The organism is Exiguobacterium sp. s189, from assembly GCF_018617615.1.
GTDB classification, from domain to species: domain Bacteria; phylum Bacillota; class Bacilli; order Exiguobacteriales; family Exiguobacteriaceae; genus Exiguobacterium; species Exiguobacterium aestuarii_A.
In genome coordinates this window covers 316327-329041 of sequence record NZ_JACSKM010000003.1, presented here as the reverse complement: position 1 = coordinate 329041, position 12715 = coordinate 316327, and the positions used below count along the sequence as shown (strand labels likewise).

General features: G+C 46.2%; 12 protein-coding genes and 1 other annotated feature. Of the genes, 4 read left to right on the top strand and 8 right to left on the bottom strand.

The window, feature by feature from the left end:
- Positions 1–164 precede the first annotated feature (164 nt).
- Positions 165–602, top strand: coding sequence for a universal stress protein (locus tag KNO99_RS06345; RefSeq protein WP_012726732.1), 438 nt, complete (start codon positions 165–167; stop codon positions 600–602).
- A 52-nt stretch (positions 603–654) separates the two neighbouring features.
- On the opposite strand, the gene KNO99_RS15455 is transcribed toward KNO99_RS06345, so the two are convergent.
- From KNO99_RS15455 to tpx, 4 genes are all read right to left on the bottom strand, one after another.
- Positions 655–1251 (bottom strand): 3D domain-containing protein, encoded by a 597-nt coding sequence (locus KNO99_RS15455; protein WP_214693259.1) that lies wholly within the window; start codon positions 1249–1251, stop codon positions 655–657.
- A gap of 377 nt (positions 1252–1628) precedes the next feature.
- Positions 1629–2840 (bottom strand): acetate kinase, encoded by a 1212-nt coding sequence (locus KNO99_RS06335; RefSeq protein WP_214693261.1) that lies wholly within the window; start codon positions 2838–2840, stop codon positions 1629–1631.
- 119 nt (positions 2841–2959) lie between these two features.
- Positions 2960–3853: a class I SAM-dependent methyltransferase gene (locus KNO99_RS06330; protein WP_074033439.1), complete on the bottom strand. Its 894-nt coding sequence runs from the start codon at positions 3851–3853 to the stop codon at positions 2960–2962.
- Positions 3854–3949: 96 nt separating this feature from the next.
- The gene (tpx, locus tag KNO99_RS06325) at positions 3950–4438 is read right to left on the bottom strand and encodes a thiol peroxidase (RefSeq protein WP_214746441.1); all 489 of its coding nucleotides are present in this window, start codon (positions 4436–4438) and stop codon (positions 3950–3952) included.
- Positions 4439–4587: 149 nt separating this feature from the next.
- Between tpx and KNO99_RS06320 the strand changes: the two genes are divergently transcribed.
- On the top strand, positions 4588–5406 hold the full coding sequence (locus KNO99_RS06320) for an NAD kinase (protein WP_214746511.1): 819 nt from the start codon (positions 4588–4590) through the stop codon (positions 5404–5406).
- Positions 5407–5459: 53 nt separating this feature from the next.
- Here KNO99_RS06320 and KNO99_RS06315 read toward each other — a convergent pair whose 3' ends face one another.
- Together KNO99_RS06315 and ezrA are read right to left on the bottom strand one after the other, a co-directional pair.
- A complete protein-coding gene (locus KNO99_RS06315) occupies positions 5460–7031 on the bottom strand; it encodes an amidohydrolase (protein WP_214746438.1) in 1572 nt (523 codons plus the stop codon).
- 74 nt (positions 7032–7105) lie between these two features.
- Positions 7106–8836 carry a septation ring formation regulator EzrA gene (gene ezrA / locus KNO99_RS06310; RefSeq protein ID WP_214746436.1) on the bottom strand — a complete coding sequence of 577 codons (1731 nt, stop codon included), beginning with the start codon at positions 8834–8836 and terminating at the stop codon, positions 7106–7108.
- A 234-nt stretch (positions 8837–9070) separates the two neighbouring features.
- On the opposite strand from ezrA, the gene KNO99_RS06305 reads away from it, so the two are divergent.
- Together KNO99_RS06305 and rpsD are read left to right on the top strand one after the other, a co-directional pair.
- On the top strand, positions 9071–9553 hold the full coding sequence (locus KNO99_RS06305) for a GAF domain-containing protein (RefSeq protein ID WP_214746433.1): 483 nt from the start codon (positions 9071–9073) through the stop codon (positions 9551–9553).
- Positions 9554–9775: 222 nt separating this feature from the next.
- Positions 9776–10375: a 30S ribosomal protein S4 gene (gene rpsD, locus KNO99_RS06300; protein ID WP_074033444.1), complete on the top strand. Its 600-nt coding sequence runs from the start codon at positions 9776–9778 to the stop codon at positions 10373–10375.
- 34 nt (positions 10376–10409) lie between these two features.
- Here the strand turns inward: rpsD and KNO99_RS06295 are convergent, their stop codons facing one another.
- Both KNO99_RS06295 and tyrS read right to left on the bottom strand, forming a co-directional pair.
- Positions 10410–11036, bottom strand: a complete 627-nt coding sequence (locus KNO99_RS06295) for a GTP pyrophosphokinase (protein ID WP_214746430.1) — start codon at positions 11034–11036, stop codon at positions 10410–10412.
- A gap of 96 nt (positions 11037–11132) precedes the next feature.
- Positions 11133–12380 carry a tyrosine--tRNA ligase gene (gene tyrS / locus KNO99_RS06290; protein WP_214746427.1) on the bottom strand — a complete coding sequence of 416 codons (1248 nt, stop codon included), beginning with the start codon at positions 12378–12380 and terminating at the stop codon, positions 11133–11135.
- A 48-nt stretch (positions 12381–12428) separates the two neighbouring features.
- Positions 12429–12626, bottom strand: a binding site (T-box leader).
- Positions 12627–12715 lie beyond the last annotated feature (89 nt).

The window sequence follows — 12715 nt, the reverse complement described above, 5'->3', positions numbered from 1 at the left end:
TATTTTACCCGTTCTTTCACGTGAATTCCAAACTTGGACATGTCGTGAACAATTCCATGAAAAAATTCACTCCTTTTCATGACGAAAAAGCGTGAAATTCGAAAGAAGTGGTATACTATATATGTAAGCCGAACGTATATTTCGAGCGAAAGGTTGGGATTTACATGGCAATTGTATACAAACACATTCTATCTGCCGTTGACGGCTCTAAAGAGGCGGAACGTGCATTTGAGACCGCAATCGATGTCGCCATTCGTAACGAAGGGAAACTGTATGTGGGTCACGTGATTGACACGCGTACATTTGCGACAGTTGAAGCCTACGATCGGACGATTACGGAACGCGCAGAAACGTATGCTAAAGAGTTACTCGAAGATTATGTGAACCGCGCGAAAGAACGTGGTGTGAAAGAAGTCGAGACCGTCATTGAATACGGTTCTCCAAAAGTGACAATCGCTAAAAAGATTGCTCCTAACCATGATATTGATCTTATTATTTGTGGCGCGACTGGGTTGAACGCTGTCGAACGCTTCTTTATCGGAAGTGTTTCAGAAAGCATCGTCCGCTATGCGAAGTGCGACGTGCTCATCGTCCGTCAATAATCATCTATTCTCGAAAAAGGGGTCTTGCGCAATCGCAAGACCCCTTTCTTTATTACAACACCTTGACCGTAACCGTTTTACGACCGAATTGAATCGCCGCACTGTGCGAATACATTAAGATGTCGATTTTATTTCCTTTGATGGCGCCGCCAGTATCTGCAGCCGTATACGTTCCTAACAATTTGCTTCCTACATATACTTGAACTTTCGTTCCAAGTGGAATGACACGCGGGTCGACCGCGATCACATTACGTTTTTGTTTACGAACGTCCCAACCGAGAGCCGTTTTCCCAGAACAGCCTTTGCAATAAGGTGTATACGCCGATGCTTTCATCGTGTACGTTTTGCCGACAGACTGTTTCTTCGCTCCTGTTGTCGTGACATAACTTGTCGCAACCCATGCTTTTTTCTTTTTATAATAAACTTGTGTCCAGGCACCTTTTGAACCTAAACGTTGTAACTTTTGACCTTTGTTTAACTTGCCTAAGATTTTTGTACCCATTCGTGCATCTGAACGGATATTTAAATCGTTCACTTTACTGACGACATAAACTTTATTTGAAGAGGCAGCTTGCACTTGCGATTGTGGCAGGAAAAGCGTTGAAACTAAAATCGTAATTAGCATCATCCATCCTAACTTTTTAAGCATGCAATCGTTCCTCCCTTAGTTCAGATTGTGTCATCGATGATTTGTACATCGAATGTTTCGTCCAGATAACTATATGATGAAATATGTAGCAGTGCCGTTACACTTACGGTTCATTTAAATGTCACGAACGTTACAACTTGATGTCAAAACAACCGATTATTTGTTTTAAATTGCACCTTTGAAACGAAGTAGAGATATTTATATAAATACTCATCCAATATATGGTTCTTTCATGACTCAAATGTTACAAAATGATATAAAACATGCACCTAATGTTACAAAGAGAAAAATCATTTGTCCCATTCATTCTCTAGCACGTTAGGAAAAAAGGCTCAAAAAAACCCACGTTACGCGAAGTAACGTGGGTTTGAGTGATCTTATGCGTGCTCTTCAACGAGGTTTGCAATGCGAACCGTATCGCGCGCGATGACCAATTCTTCGTTCGTCGGGATGATGATGACCTTAACCGGTGAGTGTGGGTAGTTGATGAACAACTCTTTGCCTCGTGCACCATTGTTAAGTGAAGGATCCCAGTAGACGCCCATGAATTCAAGACCACGGAGGATACGCTCACGGATGACATCCGAGTTTTCACCGACACCCGCCGTGAAGATGATGGCGTCGACACCATTCATTTCAGCGGCATATTGACCGATGTAACCGTGAATACGGTTTGAGAAGATTTTGAGAGATACTTCTGCACGGTGGTTTCCTTCTGCAGCCGCTTGCTCGATGTCACGTAAGTCACTTGAAATACCAGAGAGACCGTAAACACCAGACTCTTTGTTCATGACGTTCAAGACGTCTTCAGCAGACTTCCCTGTTTTTTGCATCAAAAATGGGATAAGGGCTGGGTCAAGCGAACCTGAGCGAGTTCCCATCGTAATTCCTTCAAGCGGTGTGAAGCCCATTGTTGTATCAATCGAACGACCACCTGCAACGGCAGCGATTGACGCACCGCTACCGAGGTGACATGAGATTAAACGCAAGTCTTCGAGCGGACGACCGAGAAGTTCTGCTGCACGTTGTGTCACATACTTGTGACTCGTTCCGTGGAAACCATATTTACGTACACCGTGCTCTGTATAGTATTCATACGGAAGACTGTACAAGAAGTTCTCTTCTGGCATCGATTGGTGGAATGCCGTGTCGAATACCGCAACTTGTGGAACGTTTGGCAAGATTGCTTGGAAAGCACGAATCCCAGTCAAGTTTGGTGGGATGTGAAGTGGTCCGAGCTCTGTGAAAGACTCGATGTTTTTCATGACTTCGTCGTCGATCACAACCGAATCCGCATACAACTCTTTCCCGTGTAACACACGGTGACCTACGCCAGAAATCTCATCGAACGATTGAATGATATCAAGTTCGATCAGTTTCTCTAACGTCAATTCAACCGCTTCTTTGTGCGTGTGAAGTGGTGTGACCACGTTGAACTTCTGTCCTTCACCGTACTTGATTGTAAAAATTGCATCTTCTTTCCCTACACGCTCAACCAATCCAACTGCGAGCAACTCTTCCGTTGGCATCTCGAGTAACTGGAACTTGAGCGATGAACTACCAGCATTGACTGCCATAATTTTCGTCATGTCATACACCTCTTACCTTTCGTTTTAAACGCGTTTCTTTATCTGTTCAATTTAAAACTGATAACTGTATCATAATGAAGATACTTGATTTTGAATACCTTTTTCAAGTATTTTGTCTATTATTTTTGCGTTGTTTTGAACCAATCATCAATCTGTTTCACTACGTTGGCAACCGCTCGAACGTCCGTGAACGACGGAAGCTCAACGAATAAGGCTTGTTTCGGACGTGTGACGCCTTCCCCTACTTTTTGAAGGAGCAACAAACTTTTCGCATAGCGTTCATCTTTGAACATCGTCGTCGGAAGTTGGATCACACCTTTGACAACCGCTTCACGGTCCATCCATTGTTTTAATTTCCCTTCATCATCTTGTTCAAACAAATTGTTCGGAATGACGAACAATCCGTGTCCACCCGGTTTCGTATGACGGATCGCCTGTTCCATCATCAAGAAATGAGAATAGGCATGTCCTTCATTACGTTTCATGTCGTATTCGGCCGCGACTTCATCATTTGGGTAGTAACCGATCGGTAAATCCGCAAGTGACAAATCACTCGGTTCGACAAACAACGGGGCGAGCGCGTCTTGATGGAAGTATGAAACCGGCTCTCCTAATAAATTGCTGATCGAATAAGAGAGACGAAGCAACAATTCATCGACTTCGACCGCTTGTGCCGTTGCTTCTTTCAATTGCGAGAGGACCGCATGTGTCAACGTGCCTGTGCCGCTCCCAAGATCGAGAATCGTCGCACCATCTTTGAGGAGCTTCGTTGCCAAGTAGCCCATGAACAAACTGACCGCATCCGGAGTCGGTTGGTTGTTCGGTGGGAGTTGCGTCGTTTCTTCAAGCACGAGTAGACTGACAGCTTTCCGCACGTCATCCATCTTCTCATTTTCGATGTCGACATGGTCAAACACTTGCACGAGTGCCTCAATCGGTAATACATCAAGGTCGTTGACAAGTTTTTTCGCTTCTTTCTTCCAATCACGATACAGTTGTTCAAAACGTTCCATTTTCGTTCATCCTTTCCATACAAAACCGGCCCCCATAAGAGGACCGGTCGGTTCACGTACTAGTGTAAGCTATTTTAATCAATTTCGCCAAACGAATCAATTCGCTTGTTCGAATGCCTGAAGCGCTGCTTCAAAATCAACTTCGTCCGTCATTTCATCCATATACTGAACGTACTGGACGACGCCGTTTGAATCGACGACGAACACAGAACGGGCGAGAAGTCGCATTTCTTCGATTAATACGCCGTATGCTTTAGCGAATGATAGATCACGGTGATCAGAGAGCGTGACCACGTTGTCTAGACCCGAAGCTGAGCACCAGCGACGTTGTGCGAATGGGAGGTCGTTCGACACAGTCAAGACCGTTCCGCCAAGTGATGATGCTTTCTCATTGAATTCACGCGTTTGTGCGTCACATACGCCTGTATCAATTGAAGGAATGACACTGATCAACTTTTTCCCCGGATAGCTTGCTAATGTCACTTCTTCTAAAGCTGTCGTCAACACTCGGAAGTCAGGAGCTTGGTCTCCCACTTTCACTGGATTTCCTTGTAATGTCACGTTGTTCCCTTTAAATGTTGGCATGAACTCATCCCCTTTGTTGTAGTTACCTTCTCATCATATCGATGAAATTGAGCCTTTGACAAACTTCCTGCTTTTGGCTCTGTTTCAGTTTTCCCTATATTGGTTGAAGGAAACACGTTATAATAAGGGGGACACCATTGACAAAGGGGATGACTCAGATGAGAAATAACGTCTATTTGTACCATCGTAACGTCAACGAATTCACGAAAGAAGTGAAGAAGCTAAAAGAAATCGGGGAAAAACACGGGTTTAACATCGTCAATCAACCAGAAGATGCGAATATCATCGCTGCGGTTGGTGGAGACGGCGCCTTTTTACAGGCTGTTCGCTATACAGGTTTTCGTCAGGATGCTATCTATGTCGGATTCGGACGCGGATTGAACGAGTTTTATTGTGACTTTGACATACATAAACTCGATGAAGTCGACCGCCTCTTCTCGGACAACTCGACGCGAATCGAAGAAGGTCTCGAAGTACGCAAATATCCACTTCTCTCCGCATCAATCAACGAATCGACACCGCTTCTTTGTTTAAATGAAGCTTCTATTAAATCGAGTATCATCAAATCACTCGCGATCGAGGTATATATCGACGACTTGCACTTTGAGACATTCCGTGGGGACGGAATGGTCGTGTCGACTCCGACCGGTTCGACCGCTTATAACAAATCGTTGAGCGGCGCGATCGTCGACCCACTCATCCCATGTATGCAAGTCAGCGAGATCGCTTCGGTCAACAACAACCGTTACCGCACACTCGGCTCTTCCTTTATCGTCCACGAATCGCGCAAGTTATCACTTCGCATCGTCGAAGACGGAAACGATTACCCGATCATCGGTATGGATAATGAAGCACTTAGTTTGAAGTACACGGACCGGATCGACATCGAACTTTCTGACAAAGTCATCAAGACGGTCAAACTTCGCACGAACTCGTTCTGGCATAAAGTACAACGTTCATTCTTCTAATCAAAAAGAGGAGCCAATCGACCCTATTTAGGATCAATTGGCTCCTCTTTTATTTACGATGTGACGACTTCCGCCTCATATACCGGTTTTCCTTCGACAACCGTCATGACTAAACGATTGTGAAGAATCTCCTCCCCTTGTAATTGGAAGAAGTCCTCGTCCCACACGGTGAAGTTTGCGTTGTAACTTTGAATCAATAACCCGTTTCTTCCGTGCGTACCCGTGGCGACATGAGGTGAATACGTAAAGCTACGAAGTGCCTCATACATCGATAGACGCTCACTCGGATTTAACGTGCTCGAACCCTTAAACGACTGTCTCGCCACCGCTCCGAACAACCCTTTCCGAACATCGACGGATGAAATCGGGGCATCACTTCCCCCTAACAATAATGCTCCCGTATCAAGAAGTGACTTGAAGCGATACACATCATGAACGCGTTCATTCCCTAACCGTTCAAACAACATATCTAAGTCGTCAGAAAGAAAGACCGGTTGCGCATCGATTAGAACAGGCAGGGATTTGATACGCTTGATCAGTGAATCGTTCAATAAGGAAGCATGGATAATGCGGTCCCGCGTTCCTTTTTTAGCTGGATATTTCTCAAGCAGACTGACAAACTGTTCGACGGCCGCATCCCCAATCACGTGAGCCGCCACGTTCATCCCGTACGTACGCGCCTTTTTCACGAGTGCTTCCAAATGATCCGGTCGGTGCACTTCGATTCCTCGCTGAGCCCGGTCATCGGCATACGGTGCTGAGAGCAGCGCTGTCCTTCCACCGAACGAGCCGTCTACGAACAGTTTCATCGCCCCAAAGTCAAATCGTTTTCGTTTTGTCATCGCATCATGTTGAATGACACGGTCCACAACTTGTTCATGAACGAGAAGATGCGCTTGGAATGGCAATTCATCTAGCACGTCCTCATACGCTTGAATCGTCTCTAACGGGTCACCATGATAAAACAAGTCCTCGGTGTGGGCACCGACAATCCCGTGTGCGAACAACGAATCGATGGCACGTCGGAGTGAGGCAGCATTTTTCTTTCGATTCCCACTCAATTCTTTATATAAGAGGTCGAGCGCGGCATCATATAAGACACCGTTCAACTTCCCTTCCTCATCCCGCCCGAGCTTCCCGCCTTCGATGACCGTGTGATGAATCAAGCCGAGGCGCTCGAGTCCTTTCGAGTTCACGACCGCCACATGACGGCAGACACGCTTCAAGACGACGGGACGATCCGAAATGACTTCATCAATCATGTCTCGCGTCGGCATTTCACCGAGTAATCGATCATCAAATCCTTCTGCGACCACCCATTCATCATCTGACCCTTGTTGTTTCATCGTCTCAAGTAATTCTCGAAGGTTGGTCGCCTCGCTTGCATCGACACGGTCTAGCGCTTCCCCGTAACCAACAAGGTGAATGTGCGAGTCTGTGAAGGCAGGATAGACACTCTTTCCTTCTAAGTTCACAATCTCTTCAATCCGACCGGCGTATGTACGACGGAGATGACCCTCTTCGCCCATTTTTAAGATTCGTCCATGCTCCACGAACATGGCCCGCATCATTTCACCCGGTTTATTCAACGTATAGATGTTTCCATTAACCCATAACGTACCCATCTGACGATTCCTCCTTGATTGAAAAAAGATTGACGTCTACGTTTTTCCCGTTTCCGTCAATCTTCATGCATCGTTTATTTTTTTAGTAGTTCTTGCTGTTCTAACCCTTGATCGACGCGTCGACGAATCTCATGCGCGCCATCTTCTTCGAAGCGGCCGAGCACACGCTCACCGATTTCAACGGCAGTACCATACTCCCCGTGTAGAAACTTGTTCTCTGCAAGCGTCAAAGCGATGTGTACTTCGTTGTCACGACGACGGAATCGGTTGGCGTATTGTAACAACTGTTCAGCATACGTCACTTGACGAATCAGCGCATGGACACGGTCGCGGAAGTGATCCATCATTTCTTCTACATCATGACTGAGTCCGACGATATAGGTCATATTGAATGGCGCTTTATCGAACTGTTCATCTAGAGACTGGACGCCTTTTTGAAGTTGACGTAAGTCGTTGGATAAATCGTTCGGGACGACAGGCATCGCGCTTTTCGCCAGAAGGCGGCGGTGCGCAGACAATTCTTTCTTCCACGTTTCGAGCTTATGGCGTACTTCAAGTTCTTCTTTACGTAACGAATTCGTGTCCTCGATGAATCGCTCATGCATGGCATTGAATTGATCGAGCGAACGTTTCGCTTCTTGGACTTTCGATTTGATCATGCTATACGGCAACATTTGAGCGACGAGCGCTTGCTCGATATCGAGTACGTTCGCCGTGAGCGTCGTCCGTTCGCGTTCTAACTGCTCAAACTCCTCGCCGACGCGAGCATTGATCTCATAGTTACTGACGAGTCGAGACATTTCTGTTTGCAGGTTACCCATGATTTCGGAAGACTGACGTTCACGCTCCTGAATCGTCGCAAATTCCTTCTTCACATATTGGCGTGCATCGACTTCCGTCCGGAACGCTTCAAACAGCTGGTCGATATCGGAACTCAACTGTTGCATGTCCTCTTCGAAATGATCGAATTCCAATCGTTCGATGCGAGCCATCAGTTCCTCGCGACGATCTTCCGCTTGATCGATTTCTTCCATTAATCCGAGCGGTTCGAGCGCATACCCATCCATTTGCATTTCTTTATGTCCAGCCCGTAACTGTTGAAGTTGTTGTTTCAACTCCACTTGGACCGTACGTACGAATTGCGGAATGATCCGAATCAATTCACGGATATGACCGACTTGGTCCGATAAGGCTTGTCCAGTCTCGAACGCCTCAGAGACTTGACCGACCTGTTTCAAATTGATCATTTCACTGCGCTTCGCCTCAGCGGCGGCAATCTCTTGCTCGACGAGCGTATACGTCGGTCCGAACGCATGATTTTGTGAGTTTAATGTTTTGCGGAACTGATACAATTCTTTCTCGTCTTGCTTTACGATGTCCATGAGCGAAGTGTGGTGTGTCGTGAACTCATCCATCTCATCGAGCATGGCGTGTACCATCGTCTCGAGTTCTTCGATGAGTTGTTCTGTCGCATTCAAGTCCGCCTTTACTTTCATGAAGCGATATTTGTCCAAGTCTTCCTCGGCTCGGTATAACGCTTCATCGATTTGACCTGCATGCACACTGACCAACTCATCCCAAGATTGATGCCAACGATCGAACTTTTCTTTCGTTTCCCCTTCCATTGGCCATTGCTTAAACTTCTGAAGTTCAACCGGAATGCTCGCGCTGAGCACACTTTGTTTTCTCATATCTAAGTCATCGATTTTTTGGTAAAAATTCCTTCGAATGAGCATACTCCCCAACATGCCGCCTAATACGACGACGATGATTCCAATGATTAACCCATAAATTCCGTAATCCATCTTTGTCACAACCTCCAAGCCGCTTTCGTGGACTTATGTACCTTATATAAAAAGAAGTATTTTATAAGAATAGATATACCTAATCATATTATAGAACCAATGATTTGCATAGGTTTTCCAATGGTTTCAGTGGAGATTGTTCATTTTTTCGGAACTTTCACGCAAGACAAATTCGAATTTTGCGTGTACCATAATGCTAAATTCTAAAAACAAGAAAGATGGAGGGGATTCAATATGTTCCAAACAACATCCTATTCAGGTGATTTAGCTGCCGGTTACGATCTATTAAATAAACAACTCGCCGCTCTATTAGAAGGTGAAACAAATGCTGTCGCCAACCTTGCTAACGCAAGTGCTTTACTAAACCAATTTTTAGATCGAATCAACTGGGTCGGCTTTTATGTGACAGACTCTGAGAATAGTCTCATCCTCGGTCCTTTCCAAGGTCTTCCGGCTTGTGTGCATATCGCATTCGGAAAAGGCGTTTGTGGAACAGCGGCGTCTACACAGGAAACGCAGCTCGTCGCTGACGTTCATCAATTCCCAGGGCATATTGCGTGCGATGCGGCTTCGAACTCTGAAATCGTTGTACCACTCGTACGAGACGGGAAGACAATTGGCGTCCTCGATATTGACAGTCCAGAATTCGATCGTTTCTCCGAAGTCGATCGTGTTGGACTCGAACGTTTTTGTGAGACGCTACTTCGCTTTATTTGATTGACAAGCATTTACTTTCATCGTATACTCATCTTTGTGCATGAAATGACGATAGCAGTCATAGACAAACGTATCCACCTTTCGGGCCTCGACTTAGTCGGAGGGGCATCTCGTAGCTTCGCTATCAAGTGAAGGTGCTTGCACCTTGAAAGGGGCGTTACTCGTCTTTGACACCGTTGTTCTTTTGTGCAAAATACATGAACAACAAGGAGGAGTCCAATCATGGCTCGTTACACAGGTCCAGCTTGGAAACTCTCGCGTCGCTTAGGCATCTCGCTTAGCGAAACGGGTAAAGAATTAGTAAAACGTCCTTACGCACCAGGTCAACACGGAAATGGTCGTAAGAAAATCTCAGAATACGGTCTTCAGCTTCAAGCGAAGCAAGCACTTCGTCACATGTACGGAGTGAACGAGAAGCAATTCCGCCGCATCTTCAACGATGCTGGTAAAATGCCAGGCATCCACGGTGAGAACTTCATGTTCTTGCTCGAATCACGCCTTGACAACCTCGTTTACCGTTTCGGCCTCGCTCGCACACGTCGTGGAGCACGCCAACTCGTCAACCACGGTCACATCACAGTTGACGGATCACGCGTAGACATCGCGTCTTACCGCGTAAAACCAGGTCAAGTTATCGCAGTTCGCGAAAAGTCGAAAAACGTGAAAGCAATCGCTGAAGCTCTTGAAGTAGCACCAGCTACAAAAGACTTCGTATCGTTTGACGCTGAGAAACTCGAAGGTACATTCGTACGTCTCCCAGAACGCGCTGAACTTAACGACCAAATCAAAGAGCAACTCATCGTCGAGTACTACTCACGTTAATGCTTTTAATCCCCTTCTTCGTGAAGGGGATTTTTTATTTCTTCAGAATTTCTTGTCGAATGCGCCCCATCTGTGTATCGAGGGCATCGGCCATCCGTGACGCCTCAATGAGTTCTTCTTTCGATGACTCCGGTACTTCATGCTGATATTTATATTGAAGCTTATGTTCCGTCGCCGCCCAAAAATCCATAGCAAGTGTACGAATTTGAATTTCAGCCGGTACCCAGATGATCCGCTCGGCCAAATAAACTTTTGTCTTCACGATGAGATGTAAACTCCGATACCCGCTCGGCTTCGGATGTTCGATATAATCTTTGATTTCAATGATGTCCAAATCATCCCGCGTCTCTAAATGACGCAAAATCTCATAGATGTCATCACGGAAGCTCGTGACAATCCGAATCCCCGCCACATCATGGACGTGTTCCCAAAGTGCAGACACCTCTAGAGGTAAGTCTTTCCGCTTCATTTTGCGCACGATGGACGGTAACGTCTTCATTCTCGTCTTTACGTGTTCAATCGGTGAATAACCGAGTCGCGTCTGCCAATCCAAGTCAATGATCCCGAGATCGCTCTCGAGCTCCGTGATCGCCATTTCATAATATCGAAAGTGTTCACGCCATTGATGGAACTGGTCGCCGAAAAATTCTTCAATCTCCATCGCCATCCCTCCTATCTCCTCATTTTATCAAATCCGAATAACATAGAATGTACAAAAAACGTCCATTCCCCAACAGATAAGGAACGGACGTGATGATTATACGTGACGAATCACAAAGTACTTTTTCTTACCGCGACGAATGATTGTGAATTCACCGAGCGTGTCTTCGCGCGTGACGACTTTATCAAGCGCTTGTTCGCGTTCGCCGTTCAAGTAAATCGCTCCGTTCGTCACATCTTCACGTGCCTGACGTTTCGATGGTGAAATCTTCGCCTCGACGAGGAGGTCGACGATGTTGCGCTCGCCATCAAGCTCGAATTGCGGCATTCCTTTGAAAGCATCTTCCATGTCTTCAGGTTGAAGCGACGTCAAATCTCCGCTAAAGAATGCTTTCGTGATGCGTTCCGCTTGTTCAAGTCCTGCTTCACCATGGACGAGCTTCGTCATCTCTTCTGCGAGACGGCGCTGCGCCACACGCTTCTCAGGTGCTTCTGCCACTTCAGTTGCAAGTGCTTCAATCTCTTCATGCGACATGAATGTGAAGTATTTGATGAACTTGATGACATCTGCATCGTCGACGTTGATCCAGAACTGGTAGAACTCGTAAGGTGACGTCTTGTCAGCGTCTAACCAGACCGCACCGCCAGCTGTCTTCCCGAACTTCTGTCCGTCCGACTTTGTGACGAGCGGAACCGTGAGACCGAACGCTTTTTCTGAATGACCGAAGCGACGAATCAATTCAAGACCTGCCGTGATGTTACCCCATTGATCACTTCCACCGACTTGAAGACGACATTTCTCTGTCTCGTATAGTTTCAAGAAGTCGTAAGATTGAAGCAACATGTATGAGAATTCTGTGTACGAAATCCCGTTCTCCATGCGTGAATCGACAGAATCTTTCGCAAGCATGTAACTGATTGGGAAGTGCTTCCCGATGTCGCGAAGGAAATCGATGATGGACATCTCTTCCGTCCATTCGTAGTTGTTGCGAATCGTGATCGGGTTCTCCCCTTCAAGTGGAAGGAATCGGCTCAACTGATCTTTGATGCGGTCCGAGAAGAGTTTGACCGTATCTAACGTGTTCAATGAACGTTCATCCGAACGACCTGACGGGTCTCCAATCATACCTGTCGCCCCACCGACGAGCGCGATGACCTGGTGACCTGCTTGTTGGAAACGTTTCAGCGTCAAAATTGGGAGCAAGTGCCCGATATGAAGCGAGTCAGCTGTCGGGTCAAATCCCGTGTACAACGTCGTTGGTTGTTTCAGTTGTTCTTTCAATCCTTCTTCATCTGTCATTTGGTTGACAAGCCCTCGAAACTCTAAGTCTTTTAATAGTTCCATCTGTTCCACTCCTTCAATTGACATAAAAAAAACGTCCCTTCTCATATGAGAAGGGACGGAGATTCCGCGGTACCACCCTACTTGTCGCAATTTGCGACCGCTTGAGCGAGAGATAACGGTCTCGAACCGGCCTAAAGGCACGCTCTGAAAGTGTAATTCATCGTTTGGCATTGGCTAGTTCACAGCAACCACTAGCTTTCTGGACAAGAGGCCCACCGACTACTTCGCTTTCTTCATCGCGTCATGATATTGTTGACTATGCTATTCATTTTATAAGCATCGTTTTCTACTTGTCAACTCCATTATCGAAACTTGCACGAGACTTCGGTTTCAAG

Bases quoted from the DNA above. Each gene is read 5' to 3' on its own strand.
- KNO99_RS06320 (WP_214746511.1), top strand. From the start codon at position 4,588: ATGACTCAGATGAGAAATAACGTCTATTTGTACCATCGTAACGTCAAC.
- tpx (WP_214746441.1), bottom strand. From the start codon at position 4,438: ATGCCAACATTTAAAGGGAACAACGTGACATTACAAGGAAATCCAGTG.
- KNO99_RS06305 (WP_214746433.1), top strand. From the start codon at position 9,071: ATGTTCCAAACAACATCCTATTCAGGTGATTTAGCTGCCGGTTACGAT.
- rpsD (WP_074033444.1), top strand. From the start codon at position 9,776: ATGGCTCGTTACACAGGTCCAGCTTGGAAACTCTCGCGTCGCTTAGGC.
- ezrA (WP_214746436.1), bottom strand. From the start codon at position 8,836: ATGGATTACGGAATTTATGGGTTAATCATTGGAATCATCGTCGTCGTA.
- KNO99_RS06330 (WP_074033439.1), bottom strand. From the start codon at position 3,853: ATGGAACGTTTTGAACAACTGTATCGTGATTGGAAGAAAGAAGCGAAA.
- KNO99_RS15455 (WP_214693259.1), bottom strand. From the start codon at position 1,251: ATGCTTAAAAAGTTAGGATGGATGATGCTAATTACGATTTTAGTTTCA.
- tyrS (WP_214746427.1), bottom strand. From the start codon at position 12,380: ATGGAACTATTAAAAGACTTAGAGTTTCGAGGGCTTGTCAACCAAATG.
- KNO99_RS06295 (WP_214746430.1), bottom strand. From the start codon at position 11,036: ATGGAGATTGAAGAATTTTTCGGCGACCAGTTCCATCAATGGCGTGAA.
- KNO99_RS06345 (WP_012726732.1), top strand. From the start codon at position 165: ATGGCAATTGTATACAAACACATTCTATCTGCCGTTGACGGCTCTAAA.
- KNO99_RS06335 (WP_214693261.1), bottom strand. From the start codon at position 2,840: ATGACGAAAATTATGGCAGTCAATGCTGGTAGTTCATCGCTCAAGTTC.
- KNO99_RS06315 (WP_214746438.1), bottom strand. From the start codon at position 7,031: ATGGGTACGTTATGGGTTAATGGAAACATCTATACGTTGAATAAACCG.